At 63.3% G+C, this 22,958-nt stretch carries 19 protein-coding genes; 9 read left to right on the top strand and 10 right to left on the bottom strand.

Going from position 1 to position 22,958, the window contains the following annotated elements; translation table 11 throughout:
• Nucleotides 1-11 precede the first annotated feature (11 nt).
• Nucleotides 12-2,900: a PAS domain S-box protein gene (locus tag IFT71_RS13090; RefSeq protein WP_192141419.1), complete on the top strand. Its 2,889-nt coding sequence runs from the start codon at nucleotides 12-14 to the stop codon at nucleotides 2,898-2,900.
• Between the two features lie 198 nt (nucleotides 2,901-3,098).
• Here the strand turns inward: IFT71_RS13090 and IFT71_RS21870 are convergent, their stop codons facing one another.
• From IFT71_RS21870 to IFT71_RS13070, 5 genes are all read right to left on the bottom strand, one after another.
• On the bottom strand, nucleotides 3,099-3,923 hold the full coding sequence (locus tag IFT71_RS21870) for a response regulator (RefSeq protein ID WP_342212654.1): 825 nt from the start codon (nucleotides 3,921-3,923) through the stop codon (nucleotides 3,099-3,101).
• 9 nt (nucleotides 3,924-3,932) lie between these two features.
• A complete protein-coding gene (locus IFT71_RS13085) occupies nucleotides 3,933-5,708 on the bottom strand; it encodes a GAF domain-containing protein (protein WP_244654927.1) in 1,776 nt (591 codons plus the stop codon).
• On the bottom strand, nucleotides 5,705-6,043 hold the full coding sequence (locus tag IFT71_RS13080) for a hypothetical protein (RefSeq protein ID WP_192141417.1): 339 nt from the start codon (nucleotides 6,041-6,043) through the stop codon (nucleotides 5,705-5,707). Before IFT71_RS13080 ends, IFT71_RS13085 begins: the two co-directional genes overlap by 4 nt.
• A gap of 695 nt (nucleotides 6,044-6,738) precedes the next feature.
• Nucleotides 6,739-7,473: a metallophosphoesterase family protein gene (locus IFT71_RS13075; protein WP_192141415.1), complete on the bottom strand. Its 735-nt coding sequence runs from the start codon at nucleotides 7,471-7,473 to the stop codon at nucleotides 6,739-6,741.
• A 289-nt stretch (nucleotides 7,474-7,762) separates the two neighbouring features.
• A complete protein-coding gene (locus IFT71_RS13070) occupies nucleotides 7,763-8,593 on the bottom strand; it encodes a 23S rRNA (adenine(2030)-N(6))-methyltransferase RlmJ (RefSeq protein ID WP_031393614.1) in 831 nt (276 codons plus the stop codon).
• 208 nt (nucleotides 8,594-8,801) lie between these two features.
• On the opposite strand from IFT71_RS13070, the gene IFT71_RS13065 reads away from it, so the two are divergent.
• A complete protein-coding gene (locus IFT71_RS13065) occupies nucleotides 8,802-9,059 on the top strand; it encodes a hypothetical protein (RefSeq protein ID WP_192141413.1) in 258 nt (85 codons plus the stop codon).
• A 72-nt stretch (nucleotides 9,060-9,131) separates the two neighbouring features.
• The gene (locus IFT71_RS13060; protein ID WP_037533177.1) at nucleotides 9,132-9,683 is read left to right on the top strand and encodes a hypothetical protein; all 552 of its coding nucleotides are present in this window, start codon (nucleotides 9,132-9,134) and stop codon (nucleotides 9,681-9,683) included.
• Between the two features lie 165 nt (nucleotides 9,684-9,848).
• Here the strand turns inward: IFT71_RS13060 and IFT71_RS13055 are convergent, their stop codons facing one another.
• Nucleotides 9,849-10,946 (bottom strand): alkaline phosphatase, encoded by a 1,098-nt coding sequence (locus IFT71_RS13055; RefSeq protein WP_192141411.1) that lies wholly within the window; start codon nucleotides 10,944-10,946, stop codon nucleotides 9,849-9,851.
• A gap of 550 nt (nucleotides 10,947-11,496) precedes the next feature.
• Here IFT71_RS13055 and katG point away from each other — a divergent pair.
• From katG to IFT71_RS13040, 3 genes are all read left to right on the top strand, one after another.
• The gene (gene katG / locus IFT71_RS13050; protein WP_192141409.1) at nucleotides 11,497-13,722 is read left to right on the top strand and encodes a catalase/peroxidase HPI; all 2,226 of its coding nucleotides are present in this window, start codon (nucleotides 11,497-11,499) and stop codon (nucleotides 13,720-13,722) included.
• A gap of 382 nt (nucleotides 13,723-14,104) precedes the next feature.
• Complete coding sequence (locus tag IFT71_RS13045; protein ID WP_446740763.1) at nucleotides 14,105-14,758, top strand: TetR/AcrR family transcriptional regulator; 654 nt, start codon at nucleotides 14,105-14,107, stop codon at nucleotides 14,756-14,758.
• A complete protein-coding gene (locus IFT71_RS13040; protein ID WP_031393620.1) occupies nucleotides 14,755-15,210 on the top strand; it encodes an SRPBCC domain-containing protein in 456 nt (151 codons plus the stop codon). The genes IFT71_RS13045 and IFT71_RS13040 overlap by 4 nt, the downstream gene beginning before the upstream one ends.
• Nucleotides 15,211-15,301: 91 nt before the next feature.
• Here the strand turns inward: IFT71_RS13040 and IFT71_RS13035 are convergent, their stop codons facing one another.
• On the bottom strand, nucleotides 15,302-15,973 hold the full coding sequence (locus IFT71_RS13035; RefSeq protein WP_192141407.1) for a hypothetical protein: 672 nt from the start codon (nucleotides 15,971-15,973) through the stop codon (nucleotides 15,302-15,304).
• A gap of 311 nt (nucleotides 15,974-16,284) precedes the next feature.
• On the opposite strand from IFT71_RS13035, the gene IFT71_RS13030 reads away from it, so the two are divergent.
• From IFT71_RS13030 to IFT71_RS13020, 3 genes are all read left to right on the top strand, one after another.
• Entirely contained in the window at nucleotides 16,285-17,121 is an 837-nt protein-coding gene (locus IFT71_RS13030) for a hypothetical protein (RefSeq protein ID WP_192141405.1), read from the top strand.
• A gap of 161 nt (nucleotides 17,122-17,282) precedes the next feature.
• Entirely contained in the window at nucleotides 17,283-18,398 is a 1,116-nt protein-coding gene (locus tag IFT71_RS13025) for a sialidase family protein (protein WP_244654926.1), read from the top strand.
• 187 nt (nucleotides 18,399-18,585) lie between these two features.
• On the top strand, nucleotides 18,586-19,830 hold the full coding sequence (locus IFT71_RS13020; protein ID WP_192141403.1) for a DUF2254 domain-containing protein: 1,245 nt from the start codon (nucleotides 18,586-18,588) through the stop codon (nucleotides 19,828-19,830).
• Nucleotides 19,831-19,896: 66 nt separating this feature from the next.
• Here IFT71_RS13020 and IFT71_RS13015 read toward each other — a convergent pair whose 3' ends face one another.
• The 3 genes from IFT71_RS13015 to IFT71_RS13005 form a co-directional block, all read right to left on the bottom strand.
• Nucleotides 19,897-20,769 (bottom strand): Brp/Blh family beta-carotene 15,15'-dioxygenase, encoded by an 873-nt coding sequence (locus IFT71_RS13015; protein ID WP_192141401.1) that lies wholly within the window; start codon nucleotides 20,767-20,769, stop codon nucleotides 19,897-19,899.
• Complete coding sequence (locus IFT71_RS13010) at nucleotides 20,766-21,533, bottom strand: bacteriorhodopsin (RefSeq protein WP_244654925.1); 768 nt, start codon at nucleotides 21,531-21,533, stop codon at nucleotides 20,766-20,768. Before IFT71_RS13010 ends, IFT71_RS13015 begins: the two co-directional genes overlap by 4 nt.
• 63 nt (nucleotides 21,534-21,596) lie before the next feature.
• A complete protein-coding gene (locus IFT71_RS13005; protein WP_192141399.1) occupies nucleotides 21,597-22,958 on the bottom strand; it encodes a sensor histidine kinase in 1,362 nt (453 codons plus the stop codon).

The following is a 22,958-nucleotide window of genomic DNA, read 5'->3' as shown; positions in this document are numbered from 1 at the left end:
TTTGGAGTCCGATGACCGAGCTGCCCGCACGCGAGAAGCAAAGATTGGCTGCACTCGCAGAATATGACCTGCTGGACACTCCGCGCGAAGCGGCGTTCGACGAGATCGCCGAACTGGTGGCGGCGATCTGCGACGCGCCAATCGCGATCGTGAATCTGATCGGGGACGGCCGCCAGTTCTTCAAGGCGGAAGTCGGGCTTGGCGTTCGTGAGACGCCGTTGGAGACGTCTTTCTGCGGGCGTGCGATCCTCGAGGATGAATTCCTGCTCGTCCCCGATGCGACGAACGACCCACGGTTCGACTGCAATCCCCTGGTCACGGGTGAGCCGCATCTGCGCTTCTATGCTGGCGCCCTGTTGAAGTCCCCTGATGGCTTTCCGATCGGCACGCTCTGCGTTCTGGACTATCGCCCCCGCGACCTGACCGAGGTTCAGAAGCAGACGATCCGCGTCATGGCGCGACAGGTCATGGTGCAGTTCGAGCAGCGTGTTGCAACGGGACGGCTGATTGCAGCCGAGGCGCGCCAGCGGGCGATCGTTGATAGCGCACAGGACTTCGCCATCGTAGCCTGCGATCTCGAAGGCCGTATCATCGAATGGAGCTATGGCGCGGAACGGGTGCTGGGCTGGTCGGAAGACGAGGTGATCGGTCAAAGCGTCTTCCTGTTCTTCACGGATGAAGACCGTGCCGCCGGGGTGCCTTTACAGGAGATGGCCTGCGCCCGTGAGACAGGGCGGGCCACTGATGAGCGGTGGCACGTGCGCAAGGGGGACGAGCCTTTCTGGGCCAGCGGTGAGTTATCTCTGCTCCGGGATTCGGCCGGCCGCCATACCGGTTACGTCAAGGTTCTGCGTGATCGTACCGAAGAGCATCTTGCCGGCGAAGCGCTCCGGAAAGCGCAGCAGCGCTTCCAGACAATCTTCGACACGGTCGATGCGGCTTTCGCCATCGTCGAGGTCAAGTTCGACGAGGATGACAAAGCCGTCGACTACCGGTTTGTCGAAGCCAACCCCGCTTTTGAACGCCAGTCCGGCGTCAACTTGCGCGGCAAGTGGGTCACGGAATTCGCACCTGACCTGGAGCAGTTCTGGTTCGAGACCTACGGGCATGTTGCCAAGACCGGTGAAGCAACCAATTTCGAGAACTATGCCGAAGCATTCCAGCGCTGGTTCGACGTACGGGCAGTAAGGGTTGGCGATCCCGCAGATCGACAGATCGCAATTATTTTCAACGACGTGACCGCCCGCCGAGAAGCGGAGGAACGCCTGCGTGTCAGTGAAGCCGTCGCGCGTCAGAACGTCGAGCGGGTGAAACTCGCGCTGGAAGCCGGCGCCATCATCGGCACCTGGCACTGGGACCTGCCAAGCGATCAATTCACCGTAGACGAGGCATTCGCGCGTGCCTTCGGCCTTGATCCGGCGCTCGGCCGATCCGGCATCCCGCTCGCCCAGATCACAGCAACGGTACATCCCGACGATCAGGCAGGGCTGACGGAGGCCATCAACGCGGTAATCGCCCGCAGTGGGTCCTATGCGCATCAATACCGGGTCCGCCGTGCTGACGGTCGATATTACTGGATCGAAGCGAACGGTCGGGTTGACCATGCACCCGACGGAACGCCGCTGAGCTTTCCCGGCGTCCTGATCGACGTCGAGGAACGGCGGAGCATCGCAGCGGAGCGCGACCGTGCTGTCGCTGATCTGCGCGCGCTCGCCGAAACGCTGGAGCAGCGCGTTGCCGAGCGAACCGCCGACCTTGGCCAGGCCGAGGATGCGTTGCGCCAATCGCAGAAGGTGGAGGCGATCGGGCAACTCACCGGTGGGGTGGCGCACGACTTCAACAATCTGCTGACGGTCATCCGGGGTTCGATCGACCTATTGCGCCGCCCCGGTCTCTCCGACGAACGCCGGCAGCGCTATATCGACGCGATCTCCGACACCGCCGAACGCGCGACCAAACTGACCAACCAGCTGCTCGCATTCGCGCGCCGCCAGTCGCTCAAACCCGAAGTCTTCGATGTCTCGGAAAGCGTGCGGACGGTCAGCGACATGGTGCGGACGCTGATGGGTGCACGCATCAAGGTATCGCATCGGCTGCCGACGGAGCCTTGCTACATCGACGCGGACCGCAGCCAGTTCGACACCGCGATCGTCAACATGGCGGTCAATGCACGCGATGCCATGAACGGCGCGGGCGAGCTGGCCATCGTGGTGGCGGCAGCCTCCGGCATGCCCGCCATACGGTCCCATCCGGCCACCCCGGGCGAGTTCGTGACGGTCTCCCTGACCGACAGCGGTCCTGGCATTCCAGCCGACAACATTGAACGGATCTTCGAACCGTTCTTCACCACCAAGGGGGTCGGCGAAGGGACAGGCCTTGGCCTCAGCCAGGTCTTCGGTTTCACGAAGCAGTCCGGCGGGGGCGTCGTCGTCACAAGCGAGGAAGGCGAAGGCGCAACGTTCACCATGTTCCTGCCCCGGGTCGACGGGCTGGACGGCGGAGCGGCCGAAGAAGGCGACAACTCCCTGCCGCTCGGCGAAGGCGCCTGTGTGCTGGTCGTCGAGGACAATGCCGAGGTTGGCATGTTCGCGACCGAGGCGTTGGGAGAGCTGGGCTATCATACGGTCTTGGCGATGGACGCCTCCAAAGCACTCGCCGAACTGGCGGCAGATGCAGACAGGTTCGACATCGTCTTCTCCGACGTGATGATGCCCGGTATGTCCGGTATCGAGCTGGGTCAGGAGATCGGCCGCCTTTATCCTAAGCTTCCGGTCGTGTTGACCAGCGGCTACAGCGAGGTTCTGGCGCAGAGCGGTACGCACGGGTTCGAACTGGTGCATAAGCCCTATTCGATCGACACATTGTCGCGAGCCCTCAAAAAGGTGTCACGCCGTCGATGAAGCGTAAGCGGTGGCACAACCGAACGGTTGTCGCATTGCGCTTGCTGCAAAGAGAGCAATCTCAGGAACCGCAGTCGATCATCGTTGGATGCTCGCCAATTCTCAACGGCGTCGCCAAGCATGAACGAGCATTCGCAACCGGTCGCGGCCAGGCATGGTCGATCAGTGTACGCTGCCCGGCATTCCCCTGCGGCACGCTCAGTGCCGGCTCAACAAGGTTTGCAACGTGCGTCCAACGTCTTCGGCCGAGAACGGCTTGTTGAGGACGGGATGGCCGGCGAACCGCTCCGGCAGGACGGTGGCGCTGTCGTAGCCGGTGGTGAAGACGAATGGGATCTTGCGATCTTGGAGGATGGCCGCAGCTTCCCATGACATTTCGCCATCGAGATTGACGTCGACGAGCGCGGCATCGATCGCCGCCTCGCAAGCAAGCTTTAAGGCTTCCGGCAGCCGCATCGCGGGACCGACGATGTCCCAGCCCAGATCGATGACCACATCCTCGATGAGCATCAGCACCATGGCTGAATCTTCAACGATCAGGATGCGCGGCGGGTTGTCGGTAGGAATGTCTGTGACTTTCGCAGGAGCCTCATGGGCGATAGAGGCGTGGGAGGCGGTGCCGCCAGACTGCGCCACCGACGCGGGCATGACGATCGCGCACGCCACCCCGCCCGGGTCGAACGTCAGGGTCGAAGATCCGCTCGTTTCCAGCGCCAAGGCCCGCTCGATCAAGGTCGATCCGAAACCGCGCCGTGTGGGCTTGCTGACCGGAGGACCGCCGCTTTCTTGCCATCGCAGCTCCAGTCCGGCCTGCGGGTCAAACTGCCAACGAATGTCGACATGACCGCCGGCGGCCGACAAGGCCCCGTATTTGCCGGCGTTGGTGGCAAGCTCGTGGATCGCCAACGACAGCGCCAGTGCCGCTTTGGGGAGAAGCATGACATCCGGACCGGTGATCGTGACGTTCGCATGCTCCGCCCGATACGCGTCTAGCTCCTGTTGGATCAGCACGATGAGCGACACGCCTTCCCATCAACTCTGAGTGAGCAGGCTGTGCGCGCGCGACATCGACCGGATTCGCCGGTCGAGCCCATGGGTGAAAGCAGCGAGCGAGGACGCACTTCGGCTTGTCTGCGCCACCATCGCCTGAATGCTGGCCAATGTGTTCTTCACCCGGTGGTCAAGTTCGGCCATCAGCAATTGTTCCTGCTGCCAGGCGCGCAACCGTTCGCGTGCGGCAGCATCGATCCGCCGCAGGACGACCTCCAGCAACGACACCCGCAGGTCGAACGCAGCATCGTTGTCGGACGGCGACCAGGGGGTCGACCGGCCGCGCACGGTTTCGGTCCACGCCTCGAAGGATTTGCGCGGCGTCAGCCGGATGCCGTTCGGACCGACCTCCATGGGCTTGTTCGGATCGCCGCCCCATTGCACGGTCTCGACGACCTCGGGCCTGAACCACAGCACGAAGTCGCGCGGTTCGCGCGAGACGGACACGGCAAGCAGCCCGGAGGCGATCTCCGCATAGGCCTTGGCCGGCGGATAGTCTTCGCCCAGCCGATCCGTGGCATACACCCCTTCGAACGTGCCCATGCGCTGGGTCAGCCAGTCTGTCAGGGCGCCAATCTGGTCGTCATCGGGCGTATTGCCCAGCGCGGTGATGCCGCTGTTGACCCGGATGGCGACACCGCCACGGGTCTGCCCCACCCGCAGCGCGAGTCCACCCGCTTCTATGTAGTCGAGCAGCTGCTGCTGCTGCGCGACCAGCCCGGCACCGTAATCGTCCTCGCTCGCCAGCGCGTGCATGATCCCGGACAGCGCCTTGCGGGACAGCAACCGGGCCTCGAGCTGCTCTGCGCGCAGCCGCACTTCGAGTTGCAGCGAGAACATCGATCCGAACAGCTCGCAGACGCCGCGGAGATGACGCGGCAGGCGGCGCGGCGTATGATGGTGACAGGCGATCAGCCCCCAAAGCCTGCCTTCGAAGATGATCGAGATCGACATCGACGCGTCGACGCCCATGTTGCGCAGATATTCCCGGTGGATCGGGGACACGTCACGCAGGGTCGCGTGGCTCATGTCGAGCGGCAGGCCGCTGCGCGGATTGATCGACGGCAGCAGCGGCGCGGGCGTGTAATCGACTTCGGTGATCAGACGCAGCCAGCTGGTCAGATACAGCGTGCGGGCCTGTTTCGGGATATCCGACGCTGGGTAGTGCAGATCGAGGAATGGCGTGATGTCGTCGTGCCGGGCTTCGGCGAATACCCAGCCTGAATCGTCGGGCATGAAGCGATAGACCATCACCCGGTCGTAGCCCGCGACCGCCCGCACCCGCTCGGCAGCCAGTTGGCAATAGGCTTGGAGATCGGGAGCGTCGCCAAGTCCGTCGAACATTTCCTGGACACAGGCGAGCGGATCGACGGCATGACGGTCGCTCAGGTCGGCATCCTCGACCTCGATCACCAGCGCGCCATCGCTCAGATGGACGCTGGCATCGATCGCGCGGTCGGGGACGACCCGCAGCAACGGATCCAGCAGGTGACGCGGGCGCGCGAGGCTGGAGCTTTGCAGCAGCTCGCGAAGCCGCTGAAGCTGCTCGGCATTCAACAAGTCCGCCAGGCCCTGCCCGGTCAGCGACGCCGCATCCCTGCCGAACAGGCCGAGGGTGTCGCCTGCGACCTGCTCAACCAGCATCGTTGCAGGATCGACCACGAGCATCGCACCATGGGGGAGGATCGAGCCGGGAATATGGATCGGCTCGCGATCGCAGTTGGTCAGATCGACGGCACCGTCCATTTGCTGCGTCATGCCGGCATCCATTCCTCATACGCCGCAAACATCGACACCGCCGCTGCCGTTGCAGCAGGTCGGTCCTGCACGGCAGCGTCGGGTAGGTTGGTGTCCAGCCCGACGGCACACCGGCTCCAGTCACCGGCACTCGGTCCTGGTTCGGGCAGGCCCCAGACAAGGCAGCCGATCAGTCCACCGCCGACACCGAGCATGGGGTCGACGACGGTATGGAAACCGTATGTGTGGCCGAGAAGCAGACGATATTCGTCCCGGTCGGCCGAGCTTGCCGCCCGACGCGAAAGCACGGGATGATGATGCCGGCGTTCGTGAATGTCGCCCGTGGCGGTTCGCAACCCGGAGCGGCCCCTCGGTGTCGGCACGCTGCCTTGGCGAGCAGGCATCGGGGCTTTCGGATGCTTGCCGCGCAGGGTGGTTCCGACCGCAGCGGACGCCTGTAACACTGACGCGCGCATTGGATTCCTCGATCAAGACGTACGGTCGATGATTGCCGTGGCATTCCTCGACGTTGCCGTATCCACACCATATTTTCGAAATCTTGCCTAGCGAATGTTGCTTATCGGTTTGCCGCTGCAACAATCATCGCAATTATTCCCGCAGCGCCGTGCTCATGCCGTCGAACGAATATGTCATGATTTTTGACATGTTTACGTACAAAATTCTCAGCCAAGTCAAAGCATTGACGACCAGATACGTCGATGGCGTAAACGAATGCTCGTAAGTTCCCGCAAGGCAGAAAAGGAAGAACGATGTACCCAACACGCATCCCCGGCAACGAACCTTATCCTGCGATATGTCTACGGTGCCAGGCTTCAGGACGCGACCGATAACCCGGCTGCACATACGCTGCCTAACGATGATGCCGGTAGCGTTCATGGCGTCGAGCTCACACGTGACGCTTGGTCGGCGACTGCGGAAAATTGGCTTTGGGGAGGCTCGGCGCTGATGCCGTTCCCTGAAGGACCGGATTTCGAGAAGCGACACGGTTTCCCGAAACGCACTTCGCATCGAGAAATACGATACCCTCGTGCTAGACCCGACCGGTTCGCAAAGGTCTGGACCAGTCGGTACGGGCATTCGCCTCGGCATCACGGGCCGCTTGTTCCCAATCATAATCGACGGAAAGAAACTCTACCGCCCAGCCATCACCTTCGTTGGACAAGACCGCATAGCGCGCATGCGGCGATCCGCTTTCCACCAGGTGAGCGTGGGGTCGGTCATCGTCATATGCCGGAAGACCGACGCTTCCCGGATTTATGATCATGCGCCCGTCGTCGAGCGTCATCACCCGCTGGAGATGCGTATGGCCGCAGAGGATCACGGCCGCATCGACAGTTCCCGCACGGTGTCGAACTTCCTCCCGAGTGGCCTGACGAAGCCCCGCCTCCGTCACCGTCTCTAGAAAATAGCTCAGGTCGCTGTCCGGCGTGCCATGAACAAGCAGCACATCTTTGGACAGGCGCATGGTCGTGGGCAATGCTGTCAGCCACGCACGCTGTTCAGCGCTCAGCTGGTCGAAGGCGTGGCGATCGGACAATCCCATGCGCTCGCGAGGCTGCTCCGAGATCTGACATTCGTGATTGCCGCGTATAGTCGGCAATCCCAGAGGCATCAGTCGATCGGCTGTTTCCCGCGGGAACAGGGCCCCTGAGCAGATATCCCCGAGGTTCACGATCTGGTCCACGTGCCGGGTGGCGATGTCGCCGAGAACTGCGTCGAGGGCAGCGACATTCCCGTGAATGTCGGAAATTGCAGCGATCTTCATTACGGACCTATAACGATCTCGCCGTGCGATCGTAACCCCCGCGCTTCGGCAACGACAAACCTGAGGCCGGCTTCGGAACCGTCAGCAGCTTGGCGCCCCCCGGCGGCACGGATTACTGGTCCCAATAGATCTTCCCGAAATCGCCGACCGGAGCTGGAGAATCGAGAATGATCGTACTCAACGGACGGCCGCTCTCGACGATGCGAATTGCCTGCCAGAACGTCCGGTCTTTTGACGTTGGCGGCCCGGCCGCTTGCGGCCGGGCAGAGCGGGGCGATGCGGGTTTACGCTAATCGCCCAGCCACGCGGCGGTGATCTCGCCGCTATGCCCCTCCGGCGCCAGCACCGCGCGCAGCGCTTCGAGCATAGGCGGCAGCGCCTGCGTGAAGGCGTAGGGCGGGTTGACGATATACAGGCCCGCGCCGTTGTAGATGCCGGACTGATCGGCATCGTACAGCCAATGCTCCACCCCCAGCACTTTGGGGATACCGAGCCTGCGCAACTGCCCCGTCCACCGCGTATGCGTGGCGCGGTCCTTCAGCGGATACCAGATCACCGTCACGCCATGCGCCCATTTGCGGTGCGCGGCGGCGAGGGTCGCGGTGATACGGTCGCGGTCATCGGGCTGTTCGTACGGCGGGTCGACCACCACCACGCCGCGCGCGGTGCGGGGCGGCAGCAGCGCCAGCCAAAGCTCATAGGCGTCGCGCTCGTGCACCGCAGCGGGCGTGCCGCGCATCACCCCGCGCAGGGTATAGGCGTCCTCGGGGTGCTTCTCGTTCAGGATCAGCAAATCCTGCGGGCGCAGAAGCTGCGCGAGGATCCGCGGCGAGCCGGGGTAGAATTGCGGTTCGGTCCCGGAATTCACCGCCTGTACGGCGGCGCGGTAGTCGTCCAGCAACGGGTTCGGCTCGGCAAAGGCCCGCAGCACGCCCTGTAGGGACTCGCCGGTGCGTTGCGCGTCCTCGCCGTCAAGGTCGTACAGCCCGCAGCCGGCATGCGTGTCGATCAGCGTCAGCGCGCCCGGTTTCTGCTGCAGGGCCCGCACGAGCGCGATCAGCAGGCTGTGCTTGACGACATCGGCACTGTTGCCCGCATGGAAGGAATGGCGATAATTCATTGTAACGTAAGACCCTGACGCTCTGCCTGCATGCGGGCTGCCGGGCACAATTGCCGGGCGCGAGGTGACCGAAGTAACCGGTCCGGTGCCATTATAAAGTCGCGCGGGAACCTTCAACGCCGTTTTGATCATGGCACGGGCCACACGTCCCGGCCTTGTGTCGGACGATGATGATCCCGTCGCGATAATCGGTTATCGACCGTCGACGATGATGGATGGCATTGCAGATATGGCGCTCCGGCATGGCGATCGCCGCGCCCGGGCTTATGAACGGAATGAACCGGTGATCCGGTGCATCCAGGATGCGATCACCGCCTATCGCCGCGACGGCGGCGATCGTGACGGTCGCCCGACGATTGGCGCGCTGATCGCCGCGTGCAGTGCTTCTGGTCTCACGGCGGCTCGTGGCGGTCCGGTGACGCGCTATACGGTCTGTCAGGCGCTGAAACTGACAGGCCTGTCCTGATGCGGATCGACACGGGCGAAATGCACGAAGCGGCCGCGCAACGTACCGGCCGCCTCGTCTGTTCTCGCCGTTATGCCAATCGATCCTGACCAGACCGCCACGATCATCACCAGCCGGGCCATCCGTGCCGGCCACGAGCAGGATTTCGAACGCTGGGTGGAGGAACTGAACCGGCACGCCCGTGCGGCGCCGGGGTATCGGGCTGCGATTCGGCTCGGTCAGACCGCCGGTTTTCAGCACCTGCTCTTTCGCTTCGACGATCGCGCCGCAGCCGATACATGGCATGACGACCCCAAGATGCGCGCGCACGTCGCCGTCGCGGACCGCTTCTCCACCGCGCTCCGCCAGCTCGAAACTGGCGACGGCGTCACCTTCGAGCTGCCGAGCGATGCGAGTGCCAGCAAGTGGAAGCGGTTCGTGACGACATGGCTGACGGTTTTCCCGGTCCTCCTCCTCATCAGCATGATGGTTCGTACGGTGTTGAAGGACGCACCACTGCCGCTGCAACTCCTGCCCTCGTCCCTGCTGCTCACCGCGACCCTGCAGTGGATCATTCTCCCGCGCCTGCAACGCTATACCCGTTTTTGGCTGTTGCAGGACAGCTCGGGCCGGCTGCAGCGGTGAGGATAAGGCATGACGACGCATTGCCGGACATCACGCGCGCCCTCACCCCACGCCCCAGCTTCGTCCATTCATTCATCGTTAGGCTGACCGCTTTCAGCCTCTAATCCTTCGCCATACGCGTTGCGATCCGGCAACGAAAAAAGCCGTCAAGCAGGCAGAAGCTGATCATTTGTCCTTCTTCCAACCGAATGCCGACAGCATGATGTCGAAGAGCCGCGTGTTGGGCATGAAACCCCGGACCTTGTCCGCACCGGGGCCGCTTGCGGCGACGACGACCTCTTCGCCGGTATGGCCGGGTTCGACGCTGATCACCGACTTCGCATCGGGATCATATTGCGTCGCGAGCGGCGTCGTGCGCTTGCCGCCGGTCATCCGCAGGCCGAAGCTGTGGTCCGCGGTGAACAGGATCAGCGTGTCCTTGCCGGCAACCGCGCTGATCCGGCGGATCATGTCGTCCATCTCAACGACATGCCGCAGGCCCGCCTTGGGGTCGTCGGTATGCATGTCCCATTCGACCATCAGGAAATAGCCCTTCGGGTTGCGGGCGAGCTGCGCGACGGTCGCCTCCACGGCGGGAAGCGGCGCGAAGTCGGCATCGCGCAGCACGGCGGTCCGCGGTGCCTGACCGACCAGCGCGGGATCCTCGCCGAAGCGGTAGCCGGCGGTCCTGAACGCCTGTTCGGCGCTCGTCCCCGGGCCGGCGAATGTCGCGACGGCGTCGGCGCGGCCCTTGCCAATCAGGATATCGACGCCGTCTCCGAAGCGGGGCTTGAGCATCTGGCGGAATATCTCGCCCTTGTCCGCGCGCGCGGCGACATGCGCAAAGGTCGCGGCCGGGGTCGCGTCCCAGATGTTCATGTTGGTGACGACACCCGTCGACAGCCCGCGCTGCTCGGCATATTCGAGAAGGGTCTTGACCGGCATCGCGCGGCCGCCCGGTCCAGAAGGCGTCGTCGACACCATCGCGTTGTTCGTCTTGTTCCCCGTCATGATCGCGGTCATCCCGGCGGCGGAATCGGTCACCCATCGATCGAGCGCGGACGTATCCGACAGCGCGACGTTGGGCATCGACTGGATGAACAGCGATTGCGGCCGGTCGTGCGCAAGGATCCCAGCGGCGCCGAGCGTCGACAGGCCACCCGCGTCGCCGAGGAAGAGGATGACGTTGCGCGCCTCCTGCGCTGCAGCGGGCGTGCTGCAGACCGCGAGCATCGCGCCAGCAAACGCCGTGCCGCCCAGGAATTTGTAGATCGCGGTTTTCATTGCAGAGGTCCTTGCATCGGGGCCGGTGCCGAGGGCGTTGCCGGGTCGTATTGCGGATTGATCGGGTCGTGCGGACGGGGATCGCCAGCGCCCGGTCTTGCGCTCTCGGTCCACGCCGGAACGAGCAGGTCACGTTGCTGCGATGCACCCGCCGCGCTGCGGCGATAGACGAAGTTCCGTCCCTCACGGCTGGTCGGGTCTGCGAACACGCCGCGCTTTTCGAGGCCGACGAACCAACGATCTATCGGGCGGACTTGGGGCGCGGTCACGACGAAAAACTCTGAACCAGACTAAAGACGCCCATCCTCTAACCGCAGTAAATGTAAGTTTGGCGACACCTTGATCATATCAGTTGCCGCGACGTCTGTCGGCCTGACGATGATGATGACCCGGATCATCGCGAATGTACGCGCCGTCAAACGACACGCTCACAGCCCTCTGTGATCGAGTGCGATGATAGCTGTCGCCCGTATAATCGATTGGACAAATGTACCCGAGATCCGGCATTTCACCAGCACGGTGGTAAAACTCATTAGGAGAGGACGCCAAGATGGCCGATTACGAACAGCCTAAGGCAAGCGGTTGCCCAATGGGCCCCCAGGGTGGCGGCGAGGTTAAGGCCCGCTCGCTCCTCGGTCGCACGAACAAGGACTGGTGGCCCGACGCGCTGCCGATCGACATGCTGCACCAGCACGGCGTCTCTCCCGACCCGATGGGCGACGAGTTCGACTATGCCGAGTCGTTCAAGCAGCTCGACTATGCAGCGCTCAAGGCGGACCTGACGGCGCTGATGACTGACAGCACGGCCTGGTGGCCTGCCGACTATGGTCATTACGGCCCGTTCATGATCCGCATGGCATGGCATGCCGCCGGCACCTACCGGGTAACGGACGGCCGCGGCGGATCGTCGTCGGGTCAGCAGCGCTTCGAACCGCTGAACTCCTGGCCGGACAACGGCAACCTCGACAAGGCACGTCGCCTGTTATGGCCGCTCAAGCAGAAATACGGCAAGAACATCAGCTGGGCCGACCTGTTCATCCTCGCTGGCAACGTCGCGATCGAGAGCATGGGCGGACCGGTGTTCGGTTTCGCCGGCGGCCGCAAGGACGTCTTCGCCTCCGAGGGCGACACCTTCTGGGGCGCCGAGGAGATCTGGGTCAACGAGGGTGCGCAGACGCGCATCAGCGAGGACATGCCCGAGCTCGAAGGGCCTCTCGCCGCGATCCAGATGGGGCTGATCTACGTCAATCCCGAGGGTCCGGGCGGTGAGCCCGACGCGCTCATGTCCGCACGCGACATGAAGGCGACGTTCCAGCGGATGGCGATGAATTCCGAGGAAACCGTGGCGCTGACCGCCGGCGGTCATGCCTTCGGCAAGGCGCACGGTGCAAAGCCGGCACCGCATTTCAAGGCCCCGTCTTCGGAATCGGTTCACATGCAGGGCCTTGGCTGGCTGACCGACAGCGAGGAGATCGGCCAGGGCCATATCACGACCTCGGGCATCGAGGGCGCGTGGTCGAACAACCCGACCAAGTGGACCGGCGACTATCTGCGCCTGCTGTTCAAGTACGATTACGAGCTGACCGAGAGCCCCGCCGGCGCAAAGCAGTGGCAGCCAGTCAACCCGGAACCGGAGGACATGGCCCCCGACGCGCGCGACCCAAACAAGCATGTGCCGACGATGATGACCACCGCGGACATGGCGTTGAAGGTGGACCCCGAGTTCCGCGAGATTGCGCTGCGCTTCCGCGACGACCAGGCGGCGCTCGACGACGCGTTCGCACGGGCGTGGTTCAAGCTGACGCACCGCGACATGGGGCCACGGGTCCGGTACCTTGGGCCCGAGGTTCCCGAAGAGACGCTGATCTGGCAGGATCCGGTCCCCGAAGGCACCGTACCGTCGGACGCTGACGTCGCGGCATTCAAGGACGCCGTGCTGTCGAGCGGGCTGACGATCGGCCAGCTGGTCAAGACCGCCTGGGCTTCGGCATCGAGCTATCGCCGGTCGGACCACCGCGGTGGGGCGAACGGTGCGCGCATCGCGCTCGCGCCACAGAAGGACTGGCCGGTCAACGAGCCCGAGCAGCTCAGCCAGGTTCTGGCAAAGCTGAACGACTTGCGGGGCAGCATGTCGCTGGCCGACGCGATCGTGCTGGCGGGTTCGGCAGCGGTCGAGAAGGCGGCACGCGACGCCGGGCACGACGTGGCGGTACCGTTCCTTGGCGGCCGCGGCGATGCGACGCAGGAGTGGACGGATGTCGAAAGCTTCGTCTGGATGGAGCCGCAGGCCGACGGGTTCCGCAACTACCTGAAGACGCGTCACCCGGTGAAGACCGAGGAGCTGCTGCTCGACAAGGCTTCGCTGCTCGGCCTGTCCGCGCCGGAAATGACCGTGCTGGTCGGTGGCCTGCGCGTGCTCGGCGCGAATTTCGGCGATGCGCCCGACGGCGTGTTGACCAAGCGTCCGGGGCAACTGACGAACGACTTCTTCGTCAACCTGCTCGACAACGACACGTTCTGGGATCTGGTCGATACGTCGAGCGACGAGAAGTTCATCGGCTATGATCGCGGCGGTCGTGAAAAGAAGTGGCAGGCGACACGCACCGATCTGGTCTTCGGCTCGAACTCGCAGTTGCGCGCGACGGCAGAAGTCTATGCCGAGAACGGTCACGAGGAAAAGTTCGTGCGCGACTTCATCCGTGCCTGGGTGAAGGTCATGAACGCCGACCGCTTCGACGTCACTGCCAAGCCGGTATCGTCGAACCAGGCGACGTAAGCCACGTCGGTGGGTGGATAGGCCGTGTCGATCGGGGAAGTTTCCGAACGTACACGGCTTATCCGCCACTGGCCTGAGTCATAAGATATCAATCCGTGCCCTTTAGCCATGGGCTTCCAAGTCGCACTGCAGCCGCCGTTATCACACTTATAAGGGTGGCTGCTTGTGCCCTTGGCCCCAACGGCAGAGCGACCTGCGCTGAATAGCGTTTGAGGCAATCCCGGTCGAAATCGTACGACCTGTGTACTGGTCCCGACGGCTGGGTGCATGGACCCGGGCCCGGACATTCGCGACGCGTTCGCCCCCTCAGCTCCTACCATTCGATAGGGGCACTGACTTTCAATCCCGACCTTTGCGACGATCGTTTCCGAACACCGTCTTAATGATCCTTGTCGGCATACCGACCGGTTGGTATGCCGACACTATGATGAGTCGAGGATCTTCCAATAGCGCTCGCGACAAGCTGCTGGACGCAGCCGTGACGCTCATCCGCCGCAACGGCTTTGCGGCCACCAGCGTCGACCAGCTTTGTGCGGCTGCCGGGGTCACCAAGGGCGCCTTCTTCCACCATTTCATTTCCAAGGAAGCGCTGGGGGTGGCCGCCGCCGGCCACTGGCTGGCGATCACCACGCCGCTATTCGCCGATGCGGACTATCATCGCGAACCCGCGGCACTGGCGCGCGTGTTGGGCTATCTTGACCTGCGCGAGGCGCTGATCGACGGCGGCACTGACGCCTTCACCTGTCTGGCTGGCACGCTCGCGCAGGAGGTGCATCAATCACACCCCGCGATTGCGCGCGCTGCTGAGGCGGCAATCGTCGGCCATGCGCGCACGCTCGAAGGCGACGTTGCCGAAGCGCTGGCTGATCATGGCGTTGCCGATGTCGATGCGGCGAGCCTCGCGCTCCACTTTCAAGTGGTGCTCCAAGGCGGTTTCGTCGTCGCCAAGGCAATTGGTGATCCGCAAGCGGCGCGCGAGAGCGTGCGGCACCTGAAGCGCTACGTAACCCTATTGTGCCGAGGAGAGAAACGATGAGCAATATTCGTGAACTCAGTGTCGAGCGCCGCATCGCCGCCCCCGTGGAGGATGTCTGGCGGACAATGGTCGACCGCTTCGAGGAGTGGTTCTGTCCGCGACCGTGGCGCGCCGAAGCACGCGAGATCGAATGGCGCCCCGGAGGCCGTAGCCTGGTGGTCATGCATGGCCCCGATGGTGAGGAGATCCTTAACGAGGGCGTAGTCCTCGACTATGAGCCTAACCGCCGCTTCGTATTCACCGATGCTTTTACAGCGGGTTGGCAGCCCAGTGGGCCGTTCATGGTCGGCCTGTTCGAGATCGCGCAAGACGGGGACGGCACCCGTTTTACCGCCGCGGCACGCCATTGGACCGATGAAGCGTGGGAGCGCCACCGGTCGATGGGCTTCGAAGCCGGCTGGGGCGCGATGGCCGATCAGCTCCAGACGCTTGCCGAGGGAGGTGCGCTGTAACCGCCATTTCTGCGATCATGCTTTCGCAGGTCTTAGAGGACCGCCTGGCAAGCGTGGGGCGGGCGGTTCTCCCTTGATCGCAAAGTCCGCGCTAGCGGGTGAACAAAAAGCCCACCGCGATTAGAAATGTCGCGCCTTCCAGCAGCCCGACAAAGACGTTCCAGGTCGCGCGCACCAAGCTGATCCCCAACACCTGCGCGAACCAGCGCGTTTCGACGATCCAGAAGTTCACGATGCTCGATCCGACGAGCCAATGTCCAATCATGCGCGTCGCTTGATGATGGTCCATCCCGAAACTGCTGCCGACGCTCAGACCCAGCGCAAAGACGGCCGCCGGGTAACATTGCGCGTAAAATGGCTGCTGCAGGGAATTGCGATCAAGCCTGATCCTGCGTTGGCGCACCATGCGGGCTGCCAGGAAGAGTGGGAAACCCGCGAAAACGACGACGCGGAGGATCAGGGCGCTGGCATTGTCGTTGACCAGGTCGGCCAGACCATGATGATTGGCGATGATTTCGTCGGTCTGGCCCAACGCCGTAGCGACGCTGTGCCCCAGCAACAGCGTGAGAGCCAGAAAAAGGGGCGGACTGAGTATCGACGCGTAGCGTTCATCGTCGGGCAGCGCGGCTTCGCGCTCGATCTCCTCCATCGTACGGATCGGTCGAAAGAGCGCCTGCCAAAGCGTAAGGGGGAAGAAGACCACCCAGCTCATCACTTCGTACAGAAGTTCGTCGAGCGAATTGAGCCACTTCATGAAGTCCATGCTGCATCATGTTCGATCCGGGCGTCGATCGCAACGGCTTGCCTTGTGCTAGACTCCGCCCCCTAGTGCTTGCCGAAGACGCACTATCGCGGGTCCTGCCATATGTGATGAAGACCAGCACCGACCGAGCGGTTCTTCGGCCCAAGCGAGGATTCTCGCCCCCCAATTCGCATCGGCAGTAGGGGGCCGAACGCCGTTGACAGCGATGGACGCCGTCGCTCCCTTTTTATACAATCACTCAATTGATGATGAGGTGATTTCGAACGAACGGGAGAATCGCGATGCGTTGTCCGTCTGGCCTGTCCACGACCATGACCGCCCTTGTCATGGGCTCGGCATTTCCCACGATTGCCCACGCGCAATCCACGGGGCTCGAGGACATGGTAGGCGCCCGTGCGGGCCAGGCCGAGATGGAGTTGCAACGACGCGGCTACGTCAACATCCGGGGTGAGCAAGGCGACGATCGCGTCTATACCTATTGGTGGAACGCCGATCGCCGCCAGTGCGTGAGCATTGCGACGATGGAAGGCCGCTACAATTCCATCCAGCCGACCACCTCCCCCGATTGCAGGAAACCCGCGAACCTCCGCCCCGACTCCGGCCATGGTGGTCAAGCTGCGCCACGACCGCGTCCCGACTACGACCCCGATCTGGCCTATGGACGCGCGCCAGCGGGCCCCGGCGGCGGTCAGGATCGCTATCCTTCGGGAGGACCTGTTGTTGATGGCAGAAACGTGGAACTCGGGCTCGTGTGTTTGGGGGACGGATCGAAAACCGGCTTTGCGAGCGGGACGACCTGGAACTGGAACCGCGATCGTGACCGCTATGAGTCCGGCACGTATACCGAAACCAGGAAGGAAGTCTTCGATGCCTCGCTCATGGTACAGACCTGGGCCGGTGGTGGACGTATCCGGCTACCCAAGTCGCTGATCCCGCCGATCCATTCCCGTGGCAATCAGGGATGGTGGGATTTGTACGACGTGACTGTCAGCCCAGATACGGTCCGCGCGAGTTACCGCCTGAACGGCCTGAACAAGCCACGGCTCGTGATCGATCGGCGCAGCGGCCGCATCACGGTCACGGGCATGAGTGACTATGGCTTTCGGGGCACGTGCGACCTGATCGGACACGAACCACGCCGCTTCTAGACTATGCCGCGGGCGCTGCGCTCCCAAATCGAATGGTCAGGCAGACCACGAACACGAACCATCGCGCACAACAGTCGCCATTGGCTGGGTTGGAAACCCCATGCTATCCGGCTCGCGCAATACGGGTCTACGCGTACCCGCAACGTTGTTGGGGTACAGCGATGAAATTCAGGGCATTTCTGGCGCACATGGTGAAGGTCGCGGCAATCGCACTCGCGGTCGGCGCCGCGGCGCAAGCCCGGATCGGCCATGCCCCGTCGGCTGCTGCGGCCCCGCTTCGGTCGCCGATCATATCGTCGGAATTCATATATGCCGATGCGCCCTATCCGCAGGCGCATGCCTCGACGATCGTCGAGCTGCCTGACCGGACGCTGGCCGCAGCCTGGTTTGGCGGTTCCGGCGAAAGCCAGCCTGACGTCCGTATCTGGTTCGCACGACGCGGCGCGACGCGATGGGAGACCCCGGTTGCAGTCGCTGATGGTGTGTCGGCGGACGGTCAGCGATTTCCGACCTGGAACCCGGTGCTGTTTCAGCCTGCGGACGGTGCCCTGCATCTCTTTTACCAAGTCGGGCCGAATCCACGGGCGTGGTGGGGCATGGTCATCCGCTCGACCGATGGCGGACGACATTGGAGCCAGCCGCAGCGCCTGCCGGATGGCGTGTTGGGACCGATCAAGAACAAGCCCGTCGTTGCGCCCGACGGCAGCTGGGTGTCGCCGTCGAGCCGCGAAGAAGGCAGCGCAGAGGCCAATATCTGGTCGATCCGGATCGAGCGGAGCACCGATCGCGGGCGAAGCTGGCAGGTCGGCGACGCGGTGGCCTCACCGATGCACATCGAGGCGATCCAGCCGAGCATCCTGTTTCACCGCGACGGCCGACTGGAGCTGGTGGCGCGGACGCGGCAGGGTGCGCTTGCGATGAGCTGGTCACGCGACGCCGGGCGCCACTGGTCGCCAATCGCGGCGATCGACCTGCCCAATCCCAATGCGGGTACCGATGCGGTGACACTGCGCGATGGGCGCCAGTTGATCGTCTACAATCACAGCGCGCATCTGCCCGAGCGGCCGGGCGATGGCGCACGCTGGCCGCTCAACATCGGTTTGTCCGACGACGGCGTGCGGTGGCACAACGCTTTGACACTCGAAAGCAAGCCGCTACCCGACGGCTATGCCTATCCGGCGGTGATCCAGACGCGCGATGGACTGGTCCACGTCACCTACACGCATAACCGTACCAAAATCCGTCACGTCGTGATCGATCCGACACAGCTGCGCTGAGTAGGAGGTCACGCTCCGGCGCCACGTCACGAAGTAAAATCTTCGCGGCGCCAGCCGCTTATGTGACCGAGGCGGGGCTTGTTTTGCTTCGCACAGATGCTCTGCGGACAGTTCGAGCGGAGCCGCTGGATCGCCAGGCTGTTGTCGTCGTGGCTATTCGGCTACCAGCCAGCTCAAGGAGCGCTAAATGACGCAATGGACATGGATTTTGAGCCGGATCGTCCGGCAGGTCTGGTTCCGGGCAGCGATCATCAGCCTGCTCAGCGTCGCGCTGGCGATCCTCGCCGCTTTCGTCACGCCGTATCTGCCGTACACGTTCGATGCCGATATCGGGCAGCAATCTGTCGGCACGATCCTTCAGATCATGGCCTCGAGCATGCTGGCGGTCACGACCTTTTCGTTGACCGCAATGGTCAGCGCCTACTCCTCCGCAACGCAACTCGCGACGCCGCGTGCAACCCAGCTGATGGTCAGCGATCCGACGTCGCAGAACGCATTGTCGACCTTCCTCGGCGCCTTTGTCTTCTCGATGGTCGGGATCGTTGGCCTGAACACCAGCGCCTATGGCCATGACGGCCGGATCATCCTGTTCGCAGCGACCGTGCTAATCATCCTTTTGGTGGTCGGCACGCTGCTGCGCTGGATCGGGCATATCACGGCGTTTGGACGGATGGCCGATGTGATCGACCGCGTCGAGGAGGCCGCGACCCAGGCAATGCAGGATTTTGCGGCGCACCCTCATCTTGGCGGCCGTGCGGCTGTCGCCATCCCTACCGATGCCGTCACAGTCACCGCGGTGCAGACCGGATATGTCACGCATATCGACATCGCCGCACTTGGCACGATCGCTGACCGCAATGACCTGACGGTGTATGTCGATGTCCTGCCTGGCGCGATGATGCATCCCGCTCGTACGCTTCTGCAGGTCTCGGGAAAGATCGACGACGGCATCCGGAGCGAACTGGTCAAGGCGTTTACCATCGAACGGCATCGCTCGTTCGACCAGGATCCTCGACTGGGGCTGATCGCGCTGTCCGAAATTGCCAGCCGGGCGCTCGCACCGGCGACCAATGATCCAGGCACCGGGATCGAGGTTCTCAATGCCCTACTTCGCGTGTTCCTGACGCTGAGCCCCGGTGCGGCGCGTGTCGATAAGGATCCGGACTCCCCACGGGTTCACATCGGCCAGCCGACCATGGAGGATATGCTCGGCGATGCCTTCGGCCCGATCCTGCGCGAAGGCGTTGCAGAGGTCGAGGTGTCGTTGCGACTGACGGCTACGCTTGCGGCGATGCACGCAAGCCTGCCGGCTGCGCGTCGGGAGATCGAGCACTGGGCCAACCGCCACGCGAAGCGGGTGGCGACGTCCATGGAAGATCCCGACGACCTGACGGCATTCAACGACGCCTATCGCAGGCACTGGCCCGCCTGAGCCACGATCAGGCGGCATGCTGCCATCTGGTTCGACGACATCGCGGCCTCTGCCGACAGCCTGACGTCATTCAAGGACATGAGCACGCACCACGTCCCTGTGGGCACATGGCAGCCCCATCAACCCGGATCGTCGCGCAACCCTGTCGAAATACGGCGTCACCAGCAGATGCGGCATCGCCAGCGCCGCGACGCCGGCAAAGAGTGACCGCACGCCCGAGGGGTCCCACCGCAGCAGCACTCCGCCCATGATTCCGACCAGCAACACAGCCAGGACGAGGATCGGGCCCGTGGCGCGGAGATACGCAATTGTCGTCACGCACTGCAACCGATCTCGACGCTCTTTCGTCTGCGGCATGGCGTGCAGCACCAGAAACCCGACCGAGAACCCGACGAGCGGGGGCAGAATGAGAAGCGCGGTCGTTCCGACCAGAAGACGTCGATCATGGCGCGCCGCGCCGATGATCACCAGGCAGGCGGCTGCTACGCCACCCGCAATTGCCAAAATGCTGACCATGGCCGGCGCACCGGACTCTCGAACTCCGGCAAGATCGAGAATGCGGGTGAGGCTTGCCGCGTGCAGCGTCGCAGGCGTTGCGACCAGGCTTATGCCGCGGGCAATCCTTTCGAACGGCCTGCTCGCGGGGGCATCCTCAAGACCAAAATGGACTGCCGACGCCAGCAGGAATGCAGGGAGTGCGATCGCAGAATCGACGATCCACCACATAAGACAGACAAACAGTGCAGATACGTACAGCATCAGGAATGCCGGGCGCCGCCGATGCTCGACGATAGCGAGATCACTGGCACCGTGCGCCATGCCGACGACCCCGACAGCAAGGGCTGCGAACGCGAGCTGTACGGTGAGCACGCAAAACGAGGCGACCAAAGCCCCCGCCAAAAGGAAGCCCCAGCCAAGAGCCGGGGCGCGCCGTGTCATGCCCGGTGGCCGCGTTCGCCGTGATCGTACGCCAACGCCTTGTCGAGGGTGACTGCCGCGTAGAATGCGTAGACGACCTTGGCGATCACATCCATTACGAGGAAAGCCCAGACCGACGCAGGATCGGTGATCAGTTTGAGGCCTTCCGGTCCGATCAGGAAGACGATCGGATAGAGGAACCAGATGACGGTCAGGAAGGTGAGGTTCTTGCCATAGGCCATTCCCAAGGCATCACCACGGCTGAGCGCCAGTGATCGCAGCGGACCCCATAGAAGATACAGGACGCCCAGAAACGCGACGCAGGACCATCCGTACCAGATCCATTTCGCCATCGATGGTGCGGCAAGCGACGATATGAGCCCCGTGACGACCATCAGGACATCGAGCACGATGACCGAGGTCAGATACCCACCAACCTCACCCGTCTTCCCATGCTCGTGAAAAGCCAGCAGCACGAGACCCGACAACAGGATCGGCGTCGTCACCGACCAATCAACGTAGCGTGCCAAATATGTCAGCGAACCGTCGCTGTTGATAAGCGTGCCGATGCCAAAGGCCATTGCGAGATACGCGGTCGCCGCGATGAACGGCACGCTGGCGTGCAGGAGCGTATGATGGCCCGACGGCTGCGTCTTCTTACCCGTAGCATATATGGCCAGCGACGCGACCGACATCACGCTGAAGCCGATCAGGAAAGCGGTTTGATCCACCAGGGAGCCCCCTATCATGAGGACGACCCGGCGCCGACCTTGAGCCACCAACATCACTCAGATGTTTTGGGTCCTGGCTCGCGATAAGTTCATGAAGCTGTCATGTTTGACGGCGTCTCAACTAACGATTTCCTGTGTCCTCGAGAAGTGTACAGCCGCACGAAGACCCGGCGCGTTGTCGGTTAATGTCAGCGATGCGCCATGAACGCGGGCCGCGACCTGTGCGATGCTGAGACCAAGGCCAGAACCTTCGGAATGCCGGCTCGTGTCGAGCCGAACGAAGCGCGTCATGACATGCTCGCGCTGGTCAACCGGTATACCCGGTCCCGTATCTGCCACGACGAGCGTGAACCCATCGACCTCATGCCCAAGCGTCACGCGGATCGACCCGCCGGGCGGCGCATATTTGATCGCGTTGTCGAGCAGATTGGCGACGATCTGCCCCAACAGCGAACGAACGCCCCTTATGGTCACCGGCGTCGTTTCGACCGTCAGATCCAGTCCACGATCGTCTGCCACGGGCTCGAAAAGCTCCACGGCCTCGATGACGATTGCGGCCAGATCGACAGGACCGAACTCGCTGGCCATCGTCGTCTCGGCACGGGCCAGTCTTAGCGTATCGTCGATCGTGCGAAGCAGGGCGTCGAGATCGCTGCGCATATCCGATGTCGCGTCACCATGCCCCCCGCCCAGTGCTGCAAGCTCGAGCCGAGACCGGATCCGCGTCAGCGGCGTCTTCAGGTCATGAGCAAGCGCATCCGTCGCGGTTCGCAGCGAATCCACCAGGCGTTCGATCTCCGCGAAGCCATGGTTCAGCGTCGCTGCAAGCCGGTCATATTCGTCGCCGCGCCCCGTCACGGGCAAGCGCTCGTCAAGATGTCCCGCCCGGAAACGATCGCCGGCGGTGCTGGCGGCATCGAGAAAGGCAAGCCCGCGCCGGCTGTACCAGAAGCCGAAAAGCAGGCCGATCACTCCGGTGGCGGTCAGTGACCAGGCTAGTGCCGACACATAGCGGTCGTGCAGCAGGCGGCGATCGTCCGAGAGGCTGCCGACCAGTAGTCGATAGTCGTTACCAAGAAGCACCGTGCGCGCGGCGACCTGTCGTTCGAACACCCTGCCGCGTGTCGTCGCAACCTGGGTTTCAAAGGTACGATACCCCGTGCGGTCGATCTCGTCAGGCCATTTGGCAAGATTGCCCGCAACCGGCTGTCCCGACGCGTCCGTCATCAAATAGATGAAGTCGGTGACGCGCGGGCGCCCGACCGCACGCGACACCGACTGCGCGACGGCAAATGGCCCCTCACTCTGATAACGCTCGATCAGGCCTGCCGTCTCGTCGTCGACTGCCGCCTGGGCACGCGCGTCGAGCAGGCGTATCGTCTGGACATATTGAACGCTCAGGGCGATCCCCGTTGCGATGAGTGCGATCAGCGTGATCCAGAGCGCGCCGCGCAATGCGGCCGTTGAGGGCAAGCGCAT

This window comes from Sphingomonas sp. CFBP 13733, from assembly GCF_014841795.1.
Lineage (GTDB): Bacteria > Pseudomonadota > Alphaproteobacteria > Sphingomonadales > Sphingomonadaceae > Sphingomonas > Sphingomonas aerolata.
The sequence above is the reverse complement of the archived record's forward strand: the minus strand, read 5'-3'. Positions and strand labels throughout refer to the sequence as shown.